This window comes from Oerskovia enterophila (genome assembly GCF_044748475.1).
Taxonomy (GTDB): domain Bacteria; phylum Actinomycetota; class Actinomycetes; order Actinomycetales; family Cellulomonadaceae; genus Oerskovia; species Oerskovia enterophila.
Genome location: NZ_JBIVFZ010000004.1, coordinates 453,214 through 470,149, shown reverse-complemented (window position 1 = coordinate 470,149; position 16,936 = coordinate 453,214). Strand labels below are relative to the sequence as shown.

The following is a 16,936-nucleotide window of genomic DNA, read 5'->3' as shown; positions in this document are numbered from 1 at the left end:
CACGCATGACGACACCGACCGCGTGGCAACGACGCCGCGCTCCGCTCGCGACCCGCCGCGCTCCGCTCGCGACCCGCCGCGCTCCGCTCGCGACCCGCCGCGCTCCGCTCACCACGCCCACCATCACCACCAACGCGGCCGCCCACCGCAGACGCCCCCTCGCCGCAGCCGCCACCGCTGCGACCCTCGCCCTCCTCGCGGCCCTCACCGCCACGCCCCAGCAGGCAGCCGCCGCCGAGACCGTCTCCGTCTCGACCGCGGCCCAGCTCAAGTCCGCCCTCGCGGCAGCCGCCCCGGGCCAGACCATCCACCTCGCCGACGGCGTCTACACGGGCAACTTCAAGGTCACGGGGCGCCCGGCCACGGCATCGGCCCCGATCACCCTCGAAGGCTCTCCGAACGTCGTCCTGCGCACCTCGAGCGGCGGCGGCAACGTCCTCCAGCTCACTGACGCCGACCACTGGACGGTCCGCGGCATCACGGTCCAGAACGCCCAGAAGGGCATCATGATCGACTCGTCCGACCACGTCACGATCGATGGCGTCACGGTCCACGACCTCACCATGGAGGGCGTGCACTTCCGCACGTCGAGCAGCTACGGCGTCCTGAAGAACTCGCGCATCTTCGACACCGGGCAGGACCGGCGCGGCATGGGCGAGGGCGTCTACGTCGGGTCGGCCAACACCTACAGCGACACGTCCGACCACGTCCAGATCCTCGACAACACCATCGGCCCGCTGGTGCGCGGCGAGAACGTCGACATCAAGGAGGGCACGCGTGGCGGTCGCATCGCGGGCAACACCTTCTACGGCGACGGCCTGACGGGCGCCAACTACGACGACTCGTGGGTCGACATCAAGGGCAACGACTACGTCGTCGAGGACAACGTCGGCATCGGGACCACCAGGTCCGGCTTCCAGACGCACCAGCAGTCGCCCGGCTGGGGCTGCGGTACGACGTTCCGGAACAACTCCTCGGACCTGAGCGGCGCCGTCGGGCCCGGGCGGTACGCGATCGAGGTGACCGTCTACGACGCGACGACCTGTCCGGTGACCGTGACGAGCGACAACACGGTCGTCGGGGGAGACGGCCTGGTCAACCCGGGCATCCCCGTCTCGCCGCTGGGCGGCGGGCCGAGCCCAGAACCCAGCCCGACGCCGGAGCCCACCCCGAGCCCGACGCCCTCACCGTCGCCGAGCCCCACCACGCCCGCATGCACCGCTCCGGCCTGGAGCGCGGGCGCCGTCTACACGGGCGGAGCCACGGTCTCGCACGCCGGCAGCACCTACACGGCCAGGTGGTGGACCCAGGGCGAGACGCCCGGGACGTCGCAGTGGGGAGCGTGGGCGGTCGTCGGACCCTGCTGATCGGCTTCGAGCATCTGGTGGTTTTCACCCGGACGTCCCACGTGCTGCTGGATCAGCAGCATCAGCAGTAGAGTGCAGGCATGGTTTCGATCACGATCCGCGACGTCCCGCAGGAGGTGCGCGACGAGCTCGCCTCGCGTGCGGCCGCCTCAGGGCGATCGCTGCAGGAGTACCTTGCCCAGGCCCTCGACGACCTGGCAGCCAAGCCGTCGCTCGAGGGCGTCCTCGTCGACATCCGTCGCAACGCCCGGGGCTTCCCTGCGCTCGAGATGGACTCGTTGACCGCGGACCTCGCCGCCGACCGCCGGTGAGTCACCACCGTCGGGGCGGCCTCGTCGTCCCGGATGCGTCGGCGGTCGTCGTGCTGCTCATCGACCCGTCGACGCGTGGCGATACGGTTGCCCAGCTGCTCCGTGGCGCCACGTTGTTCGCTCCGTCGCTCCTTCCGTACGAGGTCGCGAACGTGCTGCGCCGTCGCCGCGCAGCAGGACTGCTGTCGGACGGCGAGGCGCGCATCGCGTTCGACGCTCTGCGCCGCCTGCCCGTCGAGCTCTGGCCCTTCGAGGTGCTGGCCGCCCGAGCCTGGGAGCTCGGCCCCGACCTGAGCACGTACGACGCCGCCTACGTCGCGCTCGCAGAACATCTCGACGCCATCCTCGTCACGACGGATGCGCGGCTCGCGCGCGCGCCCGGCCCCCGCTGCACGATCGAGCTCGTCGCCTAGGACGGGCCATCGGCCCCTGTGGACAACCCTGGCGCCACCCCTCGACGGCGCCACGATGGTCCCGGTCGATGCAGCGCGCAGCCAGGCGCGATGCGGCCGAGCAGGGGGAGCCAGCATGGGCAAGGGCGTCACATGGCTGTGGGGCGTCGCGGGCGCGGTCCTGGTGGCCCTCGTCGTTGCAGGTGCCTGCACGGTCCTGGTGTCGTGGGTCGTGGGTGTGGGGCGCGGTGACGCGGACCTCGCGTATCACGGGGCAGTCAACTCGATGGCGCTCGCGGTCTACCTGCCGTGGTTCTTCACGCACTACTGGGTGCGACCGACCCTGCCCTGTCTGCTGCTGCCGTTCGTCGGTGTGCTGCTCGCTCCCTACCTCCTCGTGCTCCTGTTGTTGTTCACGATGGAGACGCCCGGGGTCACGGAGCACCTGCGGACGATCGCGTTCGGGGCCATGGTCGCCGCCCCGATCGCCGGACCGGTGTGGTTCGTCGGACGGTGCCGCCGCCGGTGGGCCCGCATGGTCGCGCTGGCCGCGACGGTCCAGGGCGGCCGGGTCGTCGAGGTCGTCGAGTCCGTCCACCACGGGCAGTGGAGCGCGGTCCGCCTCGTCGACGTACAGACCGGTGAGCGGGAGCAGACTCCGCTGTGGGGGCACTACAGCCGGCGTGACGTGTGCGTGGTCGATGGCTCGCTCACCGTCCTGGATCACACCGCCGCGATCGTCCGGGGGTTCGGCGCGCCACGCGTCCGGATCCGCCCGACGACGCACGGCGTCACCGCACCCTCGTGACCTCGACCCGCCCCAGCAGCTCCTCGAGCACGCTCTCGCTCACCACGGGGATCCCGTACCGCCGCGCGGTCCGGGCCTTCCCGGACAGCGAGTCCGGGTCGGCCGCGATCACGACGCGCGTGCGCTTGGTGACGTTCGGCCAGGGTGCCAGCCCGGCCGCGCGCGCCTCGCGCTCCCACTCCTCGCGGGGCCGCGTCATGGCCCCGGTGAGCACGATCTCGTCGCCCCGAGCCAGCGCGAACCGCGGCCGCGCGGCCACGGTCGCGACGCCCCCACCCAGCGTGTCACCCCGGGCAGCCCCACCCAGCGCGTCAGCCCCGCCCAGCGCGTCGGCTCCACCAACCCCGTCATCCCCACCCGGCCCGACGGCGCCGCTCGCCTTCGCGCGCAGGTGCGCTCCGCCGTCGGGCAGGGTGGCGAGCACCGGACCGGACGCCGCGCGCTCGACCGCTGCCGCGACGTCGTCGGCGTCCATGCCGAGCTGGCCGGCGACCTCGTGGAGGTCCGCGACCTCGGCGTCCGAGAGCATGCCGTCCTCGAGCGCGACCCGCGCGAGCGCGTCGAGGTACCCGCGATGCAGCGACTCGACCTGCGCACGGCCGAGCCCGGCCTCCTCGGCGGCGGCGAGGAGCGCGCCGCGCTCGGTGAAGGACACGTACCGGTCGAGCAGGGCCAGGTCGAGGAGCGCGAGGTAGTCGTCGGCCTCGACGGGGAAAGGCACGCGGTCGAGGCGGTCGGACAGGCCCGAGAGCCAGTGGCCCGTGGGGCGGCTCGCGCCGCGCAGCACGGGGGAGAAGCCGTCGGGGACCGCGAGGCCGGGCCACGAGTGCGTGGCCGACGCCTCGTGGGCCTGGGCCCAGAGCGGGTCGGCGTCGTCGAGCCCCAGGTAGTGCTCGAGGAGCCCCGCGGTGGCGCGGGCGTCGCCGAGAGCCGAGTGGGCGCCGTCGTGCACCACGCCCGCGAGCTCGCAGCAGATCGCGAGACCGCGCGGCGCGGACGGCAGGAACGTCCCGGCCAGGCGCATGGTGCACAGGCACGCGAGCGGGTCGATCCCCACGGGCAGGCCCACGCGCCCGAACTCGGCGCGCAGGAAGCGCGTGTCGAAGCTCGCGTTGTGGGCGACGATCACGCGCCCCTCGAGGAGCCGCGCGAGGTGCGGCGCGACGACCGCGAACGTGGGCGCGAGACTCACGTCGGCCGCGCTGATGCCGTGCACGTGCTGCGGGCCCAGGTCGCGCTCGGGGTTGACGAGCGTGCACCACTCGTCCTGGACGCGGCCGGCGGTGTCGGTCAGGACGACGGCGACCTCGGCGATGCGGTCGTGCTGGCGGGGCGAGAACCCAGTGGTCTCGAGGTCGATCACGGCGAATCCGGGCACGGGGACCAGGGTGCCAGGTGGGGCGCGAGACGACGAAGTCGTCCACAGGCTTCGTGGGTGGAGGGCGTTCGACGCGCGAGTCCGTCGAATCGTTTCTAACCTGGACAGGCATACCAACTCAGGGGAGATCTGCTGTGCGTACTGCTGCCATCACGGCCAGCGTCCTGGTGTCCGTCGGACTGCTCGCGGGGTGCAAGGGAGGCACGGGCTCGGGTCCCGCGTCACCCTCGCCGACCGCGACCGACCCGTCACCGACCGACCCGTCCACCGAGCCCACGAGCCCGCCCCCGGTCGACCCGACCGACGGGCCGTCGCCCGAACCGACCGACACGGCCACGACGGCACCGTCCGAGTCTCCGGACCCCGGCGACGTCTCGATCGAGGTGTACATCCCGGAGCGCACGGCCCCGCCGTCGAGCGACTGAGGCCCCGGAGCAGCATGACGCACGACGGGCCGGACCTCGTTCTCCGAGGCCCGGCCCGTCGCTCCGTCGAGCACGCCCCCCACGGGCGCGCTCCGCGCTCCTACCCCTGTGCCGGGGGCGGGAGCAGCGCTATGCGGCGCCGCCCTCCGACTGGCGGGCGCGGTGGCGGCGCGCCGCGAGGACGAGCCCGACGCCGACCAGCAGTGCGAGGAACGCCGCACCGGCGGCGAGCCCGACGGTCGCACCGGTCGAGGCGAGCGAGCCCGAGCTCGTGCCTCCCGTCGACCAGGGGTCCGACCCACCGTCCGAGTCGACGAGCGTCGCGTCGTCGGTGGGCTCACCGGTACCCGGCTCGTCGGTACCCGGGCCGCCCGTCCCCGGGTCGTCCGTGGGAGGGGCGGTCGGCTCGACGGCCACGGCCGTCACGGTGATCGGCGCCGTCCCGAGGTCCGTGACCTCGGTCGCCTGGGTCGCGGCGTCGACGAGCGTGGCGCGCTCGGCGGTCACGGCACCGTCCCCGGCGCCCACGGCCACGAAGTCGAGGGTCGCGAGCGTCAGGTCTCCCTCGGCGGCCGGCGAGGTGCCGAGCCTGGTCTGCGTGAGCACGACCGAGGACCCGTCGGGACCGAGCGCCGCCTCGTGGAACCCGGAGATGTCGGTGGTCCCGCTGCCGTCGACGTACTCGAGCACCTCGGGGTCGAAGCCCACCGTGAGCTCGTACGCGAACAGGTCGCTGACCCCGGTGGCGGCCACGGTCACCGAGACGGTGTCACCGACCTCGACCGCGGGGGCCGAGGCCGTGACCGTGTACGAGCCGACGGTCGTCGCGGCGCTCGCCGCTCCGGCGCCGCCGAGGAGCGTCGCCCCCGCGAGCGTCAGCGTCGCCGCACCGGCGACGACCCGCCGCGCGGCGAGCCGCCGGGCGGCGAGCCGTCCTGCGGCGCCCCGCTGCGGTGCCCGTGATCCAACGGCTCGGTCCATGGTGGTCGTCCTCTCGAACAGTGAAGCAGGTGTCGTGATCCGCACGGCTCAGCCCTCCAGCTCGGGGAACAGCGCGGGTGCGTGGCGGTTGAGCGAGCCCTGCTCGTACCCGTAGGCCAGGCCGAGCAGCGTCCCCTCGTCGTAAGCACGGCCGATGAACTCGAGGCCGATCGGCGCCCCGTCGCTCGTCGAGCCGTCGAGCTCGGCGGACGCGAAGCCCATGGGCACGGTCACGGCGGGCAGGGCCGAGAACGGGCTGAGGCGGTTGTTGGAGCCGCTCGAGTAGCCGGTCGGCCCCGAGGTCGACGGGTAGATGATCGCGTCGACGTCGTGCGCGTCCATGGTTCCCTCGATGGCCCGGCGGCCGAACGCGATCTCGCCGTCGTGCTGGGTTTTCCAGGCGTCGTACGTCTCCTGGGTCACGAGCGAGCGGGTGCGCAGCGTGCCCGCCAGCGCGGGGAGGTAGTCGCCGCCCGACGCCACGATGTCCTGGAGGGACCGGTACGGCACGGCCGGGGCGGCGAACTTCGTCAGGTACTCGTTGAGGTCGTGGCCGAACTCGTTGGTGCTGCCCGACGACCACGTCTGGATCGTCGCCATGTCCGTGATGGCCAACGGCACGACCTCGGCCCCGCGGGCCTCGAGGTCGGCGACTGCGTCGGCGAACAGGCGCCTGGCGGTCGCGTTGGTGCCGATCGTCGTCGGGTCGTAGCCGATGCGGGCGCCGTCGAGGCTGTCGGCGTCGAGGAACGAGGTGTAGGAGGCGGGCCGCCGGGAGTCGGTCAGCGCGGTCGCGGCGTCCTCCGGGTCGGAGCCCGCGACGGCGTCGAGCGCGATGGCCGCGTCGGTCACGGTGCGGGTCATGGGGCCGCCCGTGTCCTGGGACAGCGCGAGCGGGACGATCCCGTCGCGGCTCGTGAGCCCCACTGTCGAGCGCACGCCCACGAGCGCGTTCCACGACGACGGGATGCGGATCGAGCCGCCCGTGTCGGTGCCGAGCCCGATCACCGCGAAGTTGGCGGCGATCGACGCCCCGGACCCGCCGCTCGACCCGCCCGACGTCTTGCCGGGCGCGTACGGGTTGGTCGTGGTGCCGCCCAGCGAGCTGTCGGTCGTGGTGTTGACCGCGAACTCGTAGAGGTTGGCCTTGGCGAGGATCACGGCACCGTCGGCCCGCAGGTTCTCGATCATCTGGGCGTCCGACGACGTCTGGTTGGCCTGGAGGCACGTGCACCCGGCCGTGGTCGGCATGTCGACGGTGTTGTAGTTGTCCTTCGCGATCACGGGGATGCCGTGCAGCATGCTGCGCGGGCCGTCCGCGGCGCGTTCCTTGTCGAGCTCGGCCGCGATCTCGAGCGCGTGCGGGTTGAGCGTGATGATCGAGTTGATCTGGTCGTCGTACGCCTCGATCCGGTCGAGGTACATCTGCGTGAGCTCGACCGCGGTCAGCTCGCCCGAGGCCATGGCCTTCTGGATGTCCACCGTGCTCGCCTCGAGCAGCGTGAAGGCGCCGTCGTCGTAGAGCATGCGCTGGGACAGGGCCGCGACGTCGGTCACGTCGATCGTGCCGCTGCCGTCGAGGTCGGCGGCCGCGACGTCGGACCAGCCGGCGTCGGTGCTCGTGGTCCCGACCGCAGCGACGAGCAGCGACAGGTCGTCGGTGTCGACCGCGCCGTCGCCCGTCAGGTCGGCCTCGGTGTAGAAGGGCGCGCCGAACGCGAGCCCCGGTGAGGTCGGGTCAGAGGGAGCGCCGACGGCGGTGGTCGCGGTCAGTCCCACGGTGATCGGTGCGACGAGCGCGACCAGGGCGACGGGAGCGGCGGCGAGGAGGCGCCGTCGTCGTGCGTGCGTGTTCACGGAGTTGTCCCTTCCGAGTGCGCCGAGGGCAGGGCGAAGCACGCCGACGGCGGCGGTTGATCTGGGGAGGGCGCGCACCCCCGTGCGCCCACAGCGAGGCTGCCACCCGCGTGTTTCGGCGCGGTGTCGCGGTAGTTTCGACCGCTGCGCGGTCACTAAGAACCGTGTCTCGTCTGCTGCTCGACTGTGGACGGGGTCCTACGAGTAGAGGCTCGCGCGGAATCCGGGGTAGGGATCCACGGTCTCAGCAGCGGACCTGCGGACGGCGACTACGGCGTCGAGTGCCGGCCCGGCGACGTAGTGCCGCCCCTTGGTGCTACCGACGGCGCGCAGCAGTGCGACGTCGGTCAGCAGCTTGAGGTCGCGGCTCGCCGTGCGCTCGTCGATCTGGGCTTCACGCACGTACGGCCCTCGCCGGACCCGCATGCCGAGTGCGGCCGAGTAGAGGACGTCGAGCGATCGATCCGGGAGCCGCTGGCTCGCCCCGAGATCGTCGAGCATGCTCCAGACCCTCGAGGCGCGCGATACGCGGTCGAGGACGGCCTGTGCCTGGAGATGGTGCGCGCGCAACGAGAACGTCACCCAGGTGGAGGCATCGTGGCCCGGGCTCCAGGTGCCGTCACCGGATCGCGCCAGGACACGGTAGTAGTCCTCGGCGTTCGCCCCGAGCCATTCCTCGATGCTCGACAGCTCGGGAGCACTCAGGCCTGCTCGGGTCAGTACCAGCGTCTGCAGAGCGCGAGCCATGCGGCCGTTGCCGTCGCGGAAGGGATGGATCATGACCAGGTTGAGATGCGCCATCGCACCGCTGACGAACGGATCGAGGTCCGGATGGTCGGCGGTCCATCTCATGAGCTCGTCGACGAGTTCTGCGACGAGGTCGGCGTCAGGCCCGGCGTAGAGGTGACGGCCGGTCGCCTCGTCCGAGACGAAGATCTCCCCGCGGCGGTACTGACCGGGGCTCTTGTCGAGAGCGTGGGACAAGAGCATGTAGTGCATGGAACGGAGGATCGATGCGTCGAGCGTGAAGTTCTCGTCGCCGGCGGTCGCCAGGATGAACCCGAGCGCCTGGCGATAGCCCGCGATCTCGCGGAACGTCTGGACGTCAGCGCTGATCGGTTCGTCGCCCTCGATCGCGGCGTCGGCGTCGTCGAGGGCGACGTTGTACCCCTCGATGCTGTTCGACCCTTGGATCGCCCGCGCGACGGCCGTCTTACGAAGCCTCCCTACCCACCGTCGGGGCGTGCGGATCTGATCGGCGAGTGCACTACGCATCGTCGAGAGCTCGCCGAGGACGCGCTCGTCGTCGGCAGTCAGCACGGGGAGGGTGTAGAGCATGACCCAATGTCCTTAATCTAGAGACACACAGTCTCACGCAACGTGCTGTGTCGCAAGAATTGAGACATCAGGACAAGGGGACAACCAGCTCAGCCCTTCGCGCGCGCCGCCCGACGGCGTCGCCTCGCCTCCTCGGCGCGGCTCTCCGCGGCCTCGAGATCGGCGTCCACGCCGGCCAGCTCTTCCTCGGCCGCGGCGAGCGCCGCGCGGGCCTCGTCGAGCGCGCGGTGCGCGTCGTCGCGCTCGGCGGTCAGCCGGGCGATCTGCTCGTCCAGTGCGGCCAGGCGCGCATCCAGGGGCCCGACGGCGTCGCTCGCCTCCCGCACGGCGTCGGCGGCCTGGTCGCGGCGACCTTCGAGCCGGTCGATGTCCGCGGCCGCCTCGGCGACCTCGCGCTCGGCGGACTCCAGGGCGGTGTCCGATCCCGGGTGCTCGCCGTCGGACGGTCCGTCGGCGGGCGCCTCGACGCGAGGCTCCCCGGCACGTCCCGGCGGCTCCGCATCCGCAGGACGCCGCGCACCGGAACCCCTCCGGGCCTCGCGCTCGGCGCTCAACGACACGACGTCGGCCGTCTCGCCGCTCTCGTCGACGATCCCGAACCCGACGTACTGGAGCGCCTGCGTGAGTCGCCCGGCCCGGACGAGCGCCCCGGCGTCGCGGTCCATGACCGCCGCGGTGAGGGTCTCGCCGAGCCGGCGCGCCGCCTCGCCCGACACCGACCTGCCGCCCACGCCCGCCGACGACACCTCGGCGACCAGGGCGTCGACCTGGCGTCGACGCTCGCGGTCGAGCTCGGTGAGCCGCGCGCGGTCACGGTCCTCGGTCGCGGCGCGCAGCTCGTCGCCGAGCGCCACGAGGTCGTCGATCGCCTGCCCGTGCGCGCGGGCGACCTGGTTGACGACCCACGCCGCGACGGTCGGCTTGGCCAGCCCGCGCAGCCGGGCCGCGCCCACGGAGTCGCCCGCCGCGGTGGCCTGCTTGGCAGCGACGTTGCGGGCCGCGACGAACTCGTCGAGAGGCAGCGCGAACAGGTGGTCGACCGCCTGCTCGCCGCTCGCCGCGGGGTCCTCGCTCATCGGTCCAGCGTCGCACCGTTCCTCAGGCGGTGCCGAGCATGCGGTTGTCGTCCAGGATCGGGCCGGATCGGACGACAACCGCATGCTCGTGGAACGACAACCGCATGCTCGGCACCTCCGATAGTCTCCGGAGTCGAGCGCACCGGGCACACGGCCCGGGACTGCGCGTCACCGCCGACCCAGGGGAGCCCGTGGACAAGGACCAGCTGCTCGGCTCGACCGCGGCCTCCGCCGACGGCGAAGCGGCCCGGGCCGGCACCGACCCGGTGCTGGACCCGACCCCCGCCGACGCCGCACCCGACGACCCGACCGGTGCTCCGCCGTCGGGCATCGAGGACACCCCCGCGAAGCCCGGGCTCGACGACCTGGTCGCGGGCTGGGTGGGCCGGGCCCTGGACGTCTACCCGCGCCCCGGCCTGCCGCTCACCGCGCACTGGGACGCCTCGGCAGCGGGCCTCGTGCGCCAGGTCCCGTACGTTCCGCGCTTCGCGACCAAGCCCCTCGAGCTGCTCGACCGGTTCGGGGCCGTGCACGTGGGCCCGCGGGAGGTCGGGTTCGACGGCGACGCGGTCGACTGGGACCGTGTGATCGAGCTGCGCACTCACCCCGCCTGGTCGAGCCTGTCGGCCGACGCGCTCGAGGCGAACTTCGCGCAGTACCTGAGCGTGATCCCGCGCCTGCCGGGGCGCGGCTGGGTCCTGGGCAAGGTCTCGGAGCTGCTCGTGTCGCTGTACCTGGCGGTCGTGCCCCTGCCCGACGACGTTGCTCGCCTCCTCGAGGTCGGCGACACCTCGGACGACGACACCGAGGAGGGGCCCGAGGAGGTCGCGGAACGCGACCTGTTCACCCGGCGGACAGTGACGGAGATCGTCTACAAGCGCCGTTTCGGCGAGGGCGAGCGGCAGGCGTGCACGACGTCGGTCCTGCTGCAGCTCGCGTTCCCCGAGTCGACCGACGCCATGCTGGCGCTCGCGGCCGAGCGGGGGGTGCGGGTCGTGCACGTCCCGGTCGACGAGGGCGAGATGGGCGCGACGATCAAGCGCGCCGCGTCGTGGCGGTCGGCCGCGCTGGGGCTGCGGGAACGCTTCGCACGCGCAGAGGGCCCGACGGCGTAGGTCGCCCGGGCGGCGATCGTCGCCAGGGCGACGGGGCGACGGGGCGACGGGGCGACGGGGCGACGGGGAGGCGCGGCGGTCCGTGCCGTCACGCGACCCGGTTCCCGCGCGCGGTCTACGCTCCGAGGGGACCGCGTGGTGGGCGAGGGCCGGCCGCACGGCGAGGGCGCGCCGGGACGAGCGCCGGCGGCACGACACGAGGCGAGGCAGCACATGGCACGCAGGACCATCGTCATCACCGGGGCGAGCGACGGGATCGGCGCGGCCGCAGCCCGGCAGCTCGCAGCGGACGGGCACAGGGTCGTGGTCGTCGGGCGCTCGCCCGAGAAGACCGCCGCGGTGGCCGGGGAGGTCGGGGCCGACTTCTTCGTGGCCGACTTCGCACGCCTGGCCGAGGTGCGGGCGCTCGCCGCCGACCTGCGCGAGCGCTACGAGAGGATCGACGTCCTCGCGAACAACGCGGGCGGCATCATGGCCGACCGCCAGGTCTCCGAGGACGGCCACGAGCTGACGTTCCAGGTGAACTACCTGGCGCCGTTCCTCCTCACCACGCTGCTGCTCGACCGCTTGGAGGAGAGCCACGCGAGCGTCATCAGCACGAGCAGCGCCGCGCACCGCCTGTTCAGCGACTTCCACGTCGACGACCTCGAGGCCGAGCGGTCGTACGCGCCCAACGCCGCATACGGGAACGCCAAGCTCGCGGTCAACCTGTTCACGCGCGAGCTCGACCGCCGGTACCGCGCGTCGGGGATCTCGGCCGCGGCCTTCCACCCGGGCGTGGTCGCGACGAACTTCGCGGCCACGTCGACGAGCGGCATGCGGGTCATGTACCAGACCGTGCTGAGCCGCTTCCTCACGTCGTCTGCCAAGGGGGCCGACACCCTGGTCTGGCTCGCGACGACGACCCCGGGCGTCGACTGGGAGCCGGGGAACTACTACGTCAAGCGCAAGGTCGCGACGACCCACCCGCTCGTGGGCGACGCGCGGCTCGCGGCCGAGCTCTGGGACCGGAGCGTGGAGATGGTGGCCGGGGCCGTCGAGCCGGGGACGGCGGCCTGACGGAGGCGGCCTCTGGGCTCTGGACCTCGGCGGATCGGGCCTCGCCCCTTCGGTGCCGACCATGCGGTTGTCGTCGGTTTCGTCCGCGTAATGAACGCCCACCGCATGCTCGAGTGGCGCCGACCGCATGCTCGTGAGCGCCGCGCGTCCCCGGGCAGCACGACGGGCCCGGTGCTCTCGCAACCGGGCCCGTCGGTCTCACCGCGCCGCAGGCCGAAGGGGGGGTGACCTGCGACGGGGAGGCTGGGGGGACCGTCAGGACGCCGAGGTCGTGACCTCGATGCGCTGCGGCGTCGTGCCGGCGTAGACGCCGGCGACGGTGACGGTCAGGACGCCTGCGTCGTACCGGGCGCTGATCGCGTCCGCGCTGGTGGCCTGGGGGAGCGTCACGACGCGGTGGAACGCGCCGTAGCGGACCTCGCGGACACGGCGGCCCTCGGTCTCCTCGGCCCGCTCGTCCTTGCGCTCGCCGCGCACGACGAGCTTGCGGCCCTCGACCTCGACCGTGACGTCCTGCGCGGGGTCGATACCCGGCAGGTCGAAGCGGGCCACGAGGTCGTCGCCGTCCTGGAAGACGTCGGCGTGGGCCGGGACGCCTGCCACGGGACGAGCGGTGAGCAGGTCGCGCAGGGCGCGGTCGAAGGCGGGGGCGGGGGTGGTCAGGGTGGTCGTCATGGTGACTCCTTCAGTCGTGATGGAACCTCTGACGGGTACAACTTGAGTCACCCACGCTCAATTCCAGAACCGCGTTCGCCCTGGACGAACGACCGCGCCCGCGGGGCGGGGCTCGGCCTACTCGCAGCCCACCCCGTCGCCGTCGCGGTCCAGCTTCTTGCTGTACCCGGGCTCGCCGACGCGGATCGGTGCCTTGCCCGCCGCCGTGTCAGGCCTGAGGCGCTCCGAGGACCGCGACCAGGAAGTCGCCGCCCTCGGTGAACGGCCGCAGGTCCCACGTCGACAGCATGAGCTGGACCTCGAGCCCGGCCTCGGCGGCGTCGGCGAAGAACGCGTCGAACGCGTAGCCACGCCCCGCGCCGAACCCGACGACGGCCCGCCCGCCCGGTGCCAGGTGGGCCCGGAAACGGCGCAGCACCTCGACCTCGGTCCCCGGCGCGAGGAACGTCACGACGTTCCCGGCGCACACGATCAGGTCGAACGGTTCGTCGACCCCCATCGTGGGCAGGTCGAGCTCGGCGATGTCCGCGACGAGCCACGTCGAGCCGGGATGGTCGGTCTCGGCGGCCTCGATGAGGACGGGATCGACGTCGACCCCCACGACCGTGTGCCCGCGCGCCGCGAGCTCGGCGCCCACGCGACCCGGCCCGCAGCCGGCGTCGAGGATCCGGGCCCCGCGCGGGAGCATGGCGTCCACTAGCCGCGCCTCGCCCGCGAGGTCCGCGCCCTGCGCAGCCATCGCGCGGAAACGCTCGACGTACCAGGTCGAGTGTGCGGGGTTCATGGCGGTCTTCTGCTCCCAGCGCGTGGGGTTGGCCTTGCTCACCGGTGCTCCTCGGGGTCGGGCGGGGGTGTGATGGGTCGGACGGGCCGTGCGGGTGGAGAGGTCGGGCGGGTCTGGCGGGTTCGGTCGGGTCGGCGGGGCGTCCCGGGGGCTGTGGCAAGGGCCGACGGATCAGCTGACCGGCCGACCGGATGCTGACCGGCTGACCAGGCGCCTGGCCGACCTGGCGCGAGCCTCGACCGTACCTCTGCGGCGACCGCTGTCGGCAGCGGTCCAGGTCCGGGGCGACGGGGTCTCAGCGGCCGGGACCGACGGCGCCGACCGGACAGGAACGACCAGCTGCCCACGCCGCCCGGCCCCGCTGCCGCCTCTATGGACCGACGACCCGCCGACCACGAGGTTCCGTGCGGTCGAGCACGAGGTTGAGAGCGGAATCCGCTCCATAGCGACCGCAACCTCGTTCTCGGCACGCACCACGAAGCCGGCACCAGCCGCCGTACCAAACCGGGAAGGAACCCCTACGGCTCCACGTCGTCGTGCAGCACCACGCGCGACAGCTCGATCCGGTCCCCGCGCTTCCAGTAGTGCAGCCGACGGGCCGACGCACGCTTGCTCTGGAGCGAGGCCCGCCAGCACGTCGCGCCGTCCTCGCGCACGACCGCCGGGCTGCTGCCGCCCTCGTTGACGCGCAGCGGGTGCAGCTCACGGCCCGCGATGTGCTCGGCGTCCCCGGTCAGCACCTCGACCACGACGTCGACGACCTTGGCCCGCGAGACGCCCTCGATCGTCGCGAGCGACGGCAGGAACCTGTCCCCGAGCGCGTACGGCGCGAGCGGCTTGCTCGCCTTCTCGGCGGCCGGGACGCGCCGGACCCATGCGAGCTGGACCTCGAACCGGAACTGCTCGACAGGGTCGAGGAAGACCGCGCCGTCGTCGGGGGCCGGGCCGCCGTGGCTCGCGGCCTTCTCTGCCTTCTTGAGCTGTTGCCGGCTGAGGTCGGCCTTGCGGTACCGGGTGCGGAAGTTCTCGGCCCGGGTCAGGGCCTCGGCCAGGTCCCGGTCGAGCTCGGCCGCACGCAACCGCAGCCCGCCGAGCTCGACCGCGGTCGCCTGCGCGGCCGCGCGCAGCAGCCCGACTTCGGCGGTCGCCGCGGCGAGGTCCGCCTCGAGCGTGCGGGCGCGGGTGCGGCTCGCCTCGAGCGCGAGGCTCATGTCGCGCAGCGCTCCCCGGGAGGGTGCAGCGGGGGCGTCGCGCCGCGGCGCGTTGGCGATCAGGTCCAGCGGGGTCCGACGGCGCAGCCCGCCCTCGGCGCTCGGCCCCGGCTCGGCAGTCCCCTGCTCTGCATCGGTGAGCACCTCGGCGGGCGCCTCCGTGAGCATCTCCGTGGGCGGCCCCTCGACCGATCCCGCCTCGGGGGGCAGCCCGGGCAGGCGCAGCGGCGGCAGCACGGGCAGCGACCGGGGCGGGGCCGGGCGGCTGAGGTCCGGGAGCACGAGCCACGGCGGGCCGCCGTCGAGCAGGCTCGGCGCGGGCACCGGGGCGTCGTCGCTGTCGGAGTCGTCGTCGACGTCGTCCAGCCGCAGCCGCCACGGCGCGGTCGACACGACGCGCGCGAGCACGACCTCGCCCACGGTGAAGAGGTCGGTCAGCTCGTCGGCGGGGTTCCCGGTCACGTCGTCGCGCGGCACGACGACCTCGAGCCCGGGGACGAGCCGCAGGTGCACGGTCGCGGGGGCGACCGCGGTCACGTCGGCGAGCACCACCTGCCCGACGGCGTACCCGCCCAGGTGCGTGTCCTCGCCCGGGGGCGTGGCGCCGTCGGGCACGAGGAGCGCACCGCGCACGTCCAGCCGGCGGCTCTCCCGGTCCAGCGTCCCTGCGACCCGCTGCCCGACGACCAGCAGCCGCGCGAGCGAGACCCCCGGGACGGTGAGCTCCTCGGCGATGCTCGCGAGCGAGTCGTCGTCGAGGGTCACGAACGCCCGCGGCCCGAGGATGGACCGGACCGTGCCCTCGACGCGGGGCGCGTCGGGGTCGTGCGACGTCCTGAGCAGGCCCGCGCTGAGAGCCGCGGTCAGGGTGTCGTGCGTGAGGTGGTCGTGCAGGCGCCGTGCGTCGGCGTCCGAGTAGGCGAAGCGCAGCTTGCTGCGCCGCGGCAGGCCGACCCACTCGTGGTCGACCGGGTAGACGCGCGCGGCCCCGCCGTAGACCTGCGTCGAGGGGGGCATCACGGCCGAGAACGCCCACGAGGCGTCGCCCGTGGGCAGGACGACGACCTCGGCCAGCCCCGAGACCTCCTCGAGCAGGCCGTCGAGGTCCACGTAGGGGGCGTCGTGCCCTGCGGCGACCGAGATCGCGACCACGGGCCAGGGACGGCCCGGGGTCAGGAGGTGCGCGGCGAGGACCCGTGCGCCCTCGACGTCGGTGACCCAGCGCGCGCCGGACGGCGGCCTGCGGGGAGCCCTGCGGCGTGGGGCCGGAGCGTCGCCCGCGGGGCCGTCCGGAGCGCTCCCGGGCGCCGGGGAAGAGCCCGCCCTGGCCCGTTCCTTCGCCCTGTTGCGTCTGACCACGTGCTCACCTCCTCGTATGCCGTGGGGCACACCGTAACGGCTGGCGCCCACGTCGGGGCGCAGGTGCGGGGGTGTGGGGGCGACGGGAGCGGACGAGGCGCGCAGGGAGGGATCGGCAGGGCGACTGCTAGCGGCCGAACACCTCCAGGACGGGTGTGTCGCCGTCGACGAACCGGATGAACTGACCCACGGTCGAGGGGGACCGCAGGACCTGCGCGGCCACCAGCGCGACGTTGCCGCGCGACGTCTCGCCGTTCTCGGCGTCGACGTCGATCGTGCCGGTCGCCGCGTGGTTCGTCAGGGTGCCGGGGCCCAGGATCGTCCAGTCGAGGTCGGTGCCGCGCAGGTGGTCGTCGGCCGCGAGCTTGGCGTCGGCGTACGGGAAGAAGCTGTTGTCCTTCGCGATGCCGTGGTCCGGCACTGAGCCGATCCACGACACCATGACGTAGCGCGAGACCCCTGCGGCGGCGGCCGCGTCCATCGAGCGGATCGCGGCGTCCCGGTCGATCGCGTAGGTCCGTTCGGGGTCCCCGCCGCCGGCGCCCGCGGACCACACGACCGCGTCGTGCCCGCGCAGGGCCTCGGTCATCTCCTCGGTCGAGGCCTGCTCGATGTCGAGCAGGACCGGCGTCCCGCCGAGCTCCTCGACGAGCGGGAGCTGCGACTCGAGGCGCACGATCCCGCTCACGGCGTTGTCGTGGTCCGTGAGGATCGGGACGAGCAGGCGGCCCACCTTGCCGTGGGCTCCGATCAGGGCGACGTTCATGGTTCTCCTCGGTTCATCGGGTGCGGTGCTCCCT

The 16,936-nt window shown here is 73.4% G+C and carries 16 protein-coding genes and 1 pseudogene; 7 read left to right on the top strand and 10 right to left on the bottom strand.

The window, feature by feature from the left end:
* Nucleotides 1-5: 5 nt before the first annotated feature.
* The 4 genes from ACIPWA_RS15080 (at nt 6) to ACIPWA_RS15065 (ending at nt 2,878) form a co-directional block, all read left to right on the top strand.
* Nucleotides 6-1,367: a carbohydrate-binding protein gene (locus ACIPWA_RS15080; RefSeq protein WP_400291313.1), complete on the top strand. Its 1,362-nt coding sequence runs from the start codon at nt 6-8 to the stop codon at nt 1,365-1,367.
* 80 nt (nt 1,368-1,447) lie between these two features.
* On the top strand, nt 1,448-1,678 hold the full coding sequence (locus ACIPWA_RS15075; protein WP_056653009.1) for a FitA-like ribbon-helix-helix domain-containing protein: 231 nt from the start codon (nt 1,448-1,450) through the stop codon (nt 1,676-1,678).
* Nucleotides 1,675-2,091, top strand: coding sequence for a type II toxin-antitoxin system VapC family toxin (locus tag ACIPWA_RS15070; protein ID WP_400291311.1), 417 nt, complete (start codon nt 1,675-1,677; stop codon nt 2,089-2,091). Before ACIPWA_RS15075 ends, ACIPWA_RS15070 begins: the two co-directional genes overlap by 4 nt.
* Nucleotides 2,092-2,206: 115 nt before the next feature.
* The gene (locus ACIPWA_RS15065; RefSeq protein WP_400291309.1) at nt 2,207-2,878 is read left to right on the top strand and encodes a hypothetical protein; all 672 of its coding nucleotides are present in this window, start codon (nt 2,207-2,209) and stop codon (nt 2,876-2,878) included.
* Here the strand turns inward: ACIPWA_RS15065 and ACIPWA_RS15060 are convergent.
* Entirely contained in the window at nt 2,862-4,256 is a 1,395-nt protein-coding gene (locus tag ACIPWA_RS15060; protein WP_400291307.1) for an exonuclease domain-containing protein, read from the bottom strand. The genes ACIPWA_RS15065 and ACIPWA_RS15060 overlap by 17 nt on opposite strands.
* A 134-nt stretch (nt 4,257-4,390) precedes the next feature.
* Here ACIPWA_RS15060 and ACIPWA_RS15055 point away from each other — a divergent pair, with 134 nt between their 5' ends.
* Complete coding sequence (locus ACIPWA_RS15055; protein ID WP_056652996.1) at nt 4,391-4,681, top strand: hypothetical protein; 291 nt, start codon at nt 4,391-4,393, stop codon at nt 4,679-4,681.
* Between the two features lie 129 nt (nt 4,682-4,810).
* Here the strand turns inward: ACIPWA_RS15055 and ACIPWA_RS15050 are convergent, their stop codons facing one another.
* From ACIPWA_RS15050 to ACIPWA_RS15035, 4 genes are all read right to left on the bottom strand, one after another.
* On the bottom strand, nt 4,811-5,662 hold the full coding sequence (locus ACIPWA_RS15050) for a cohesin domain-containing protein (protein ID WP_400291305.1): 852 nt from the start codon (nt 5,660-5,662) through the stop codon (nt 4,811-4,813).
* 48 nt (nt 5,663-5,710) lie between these two features.
* Nucleotides 5,711-7,519, bottom strand: a complete 1,809-nt coding sequence (locus ACIPWA_RS15045; RefSeq protein ID WP_400291303.1) for an amidase family protein — start codon at nt 7,517-7,519, stop codon at nt 5,711-5,713.
* Between the two features lie 198 nt (nt 7,520-7,717).
* A complete protein-coding gene (locus tag ACIPWA_RS15040; RefSeq protein WP_400291301.1) occupies nt 7,718-8,857 on the bottom strand; it encodes a Fic family protein in 1,140 nt (379 codons plus the stop codon).
* A gap of 89 nt (nt 8,858-8,946) precedes the next feature.
* Nucleotides 8,947-9,933: a hypothetical protein gene (locus ACIPWA_RS15035; protein WP_400291299.1), complete on the bottom strand. Its 987-nt coding sequence runs from the start codon at nt 9,931-9,933 to the stop codon at nt 8,947-8,949.
* Nucleotides 9,934-10,124: 191 nt separating this feature from the next.
* Between ACIPWA_RS15035 and ACIPWA_RS15030 the strand changes: the two genes are divergently transcribed.
* The gene (locus ACIPWA_RS15030) at nt 10,125-11,048 is read left to right on the top strand and encodes a hypothetical protein (RefSeq protein WP_400291297.1); all 924 of its coding nucleotides are present in this window, start codon (nt 10,125-10,127) and stop codon (nt 11,046-11,048) included.
* A 213-nt stretch (nt 11,049-11,261) separates the two neighbouring features.
* Nucleotides 11,262-12,107 carry an SDR family NAD(P)-dependent oxidoreductase gene (locus tag ACIPWA_RS15025; RefSeq protein WP_400291295.1) on the top strand — a complete coding sequence of 282 codons (846 nt, stop codon included), beginning with the start codon at nt 11,262-11,264 and terminating at the stop codon, nt 12,105-12,107.
* Between the two features lie 255 nt (nt 12,108-12,362).
* Here the strand turns inward: ACIPWA_RS15025 and ACIPWA_RS15020 are convergent, their stop codons facing one another.
* The 5 genes and pseudogenes from ACIPWA_RS15020 to ACIPWA_RS15000 form a co-directional block, all read right to left on the bottom strand.
* Nucleotides 12,363-12,782 carry an Hsp20/alpha crystallin family protein gene (locus ACIPWA_RS15020; protein ID WP_068709972.1) on the bottom strand — a complete coding sequence of 140 codons (420 nt, stop codon included), beginning with the start codon at nt 12,780-12,782 and terminating at the stop codon, nt 12,363-12,365.
* 117 nt (nt 12,783-12,899) lie between these two features.
* A pseudogene (locus ACIPWA_RS15015) lies at nt 12,900-12,977 on the bottom strand (excalibur calcium-binding domain-containing protein); the annotation flags it as partial.
* 13 nt (nt 12,978-12,990) lie between these two features.
* The gene (locus tag ACIPWA_RS15010; protein WP_400291619.1) at nt 12,991-13,566 is read right to left on the bottom strand and encodes a class I SAM-dependent methyltransferase; all 576 of its coding nucleotides are present in this window, start codon (nt 13,564-13,566) and stop codon (nt 12,991-12,993) included.
* Between the two features lie 518 nt (nt 13,567-14,084).
* Entirely contained in the window at nt 14,085-16,136 is a 2,052-nt protein-coding gene (locus tag ACIPWA_RS15005) for a hypothetical protein (protein ID WP_400291293.1), read from the bottom strand.
* Between the two features lie 127 nt (nt 16,137-16,263).
* Nucleotides 16,264-16,902 (bottom strand): SDR family oxidoreductase, encoded by a 639-nt coding sequence (locus tag ACIPWA_RS15000; RefSeq protein ID WP_400291291.1) that lies wholly within the window; start codon nt 16,900-16,902, stop codon nt 16,264-16,266.
* Between the last annotated feature and the right edge of the window lie 34 nt (nt 16,903-16,936).

What these genes read in the sequence shown, in the direction of transcription:
- ACIPWA_RS15035 (WP_400291299.1), bottom strand. Translation starts at nt 9,933, where the DNA reads ATGAGCGAGGACCCCGCGGCGAGCGGCGAGCAGGCGGTCGACCACCTG.
- ACIPWA_RS15050 (WP_400291305.1), bottom strand. Translation starts at nt 5,662, where the DNA reads ATGGACCGAGCCGTTGGATCACGGGCACCGCAGCGGGGCGCCGCAGGA.
- ACIPWA_RS15020 (WP_068709972.1), bottom strand. Translation starts at nt 12,782, where the DNA reads ATGACGACCACCCTGACCACCCCCGCCCCCGCCTTCGACCGCGCCCTG.
- ACIPWA_RS15075 (WP_056653009.1), top strand. Translation starts at nt 1,448, where the DNA reads ATGGTTTCGATCACGATCCGCGACGTCCCGCAGGAGGTGCGCGACGAG.
- ACIPWA_RS15000 (WP_400291291.1), bottom strand. Translation starts at nt 16,902, where the DNA reads ATGAACGTCGCCCTGATCGGAGCCCACGGCAAGGTGGGCCGCCTGCTC.
- ACIPWA_RS15040 (WP_400291301.1), bottom strand. Translation starts at nt 8,857, where the DNA reads ATGCTCTACACCCTCCCCGTGCTGACTGCCGACGACGAGCGCGTCCTC.
- ACIPWA_RS15010 (WP_400291619.1), bottom strand. Translation starts at nt 13,566, where the DNA reads ATGAACCCCGCACACTCGACCTGGTACGTCGAGCGTTTCCGCGCGATG.
- ACIPWA_RS15080 (WP_400291313.1), top strand. Translation starts at nt 6, where the DNA reads ATGACGACACCGACCGCGTGGCAACGACGCCGCGCTCCGCTCGCGACC.
- ACIPWA_RS15065 (WP_400291309.1), top strand. Translation starts at nt 2,207, where the DNA reads ATGGGCAAGGGCGTCACATGGCTGTGGGGCGTCGCGGGCGCGGTCCTG.
- ACIPWA_RS15025 (WP_400291295.1), top strand. Translation starts at nt 11,262, where the DNA reads ATGGCACGCAGGACCATCGTCATCACCGGGGCGAGCGACGGGATCGGC.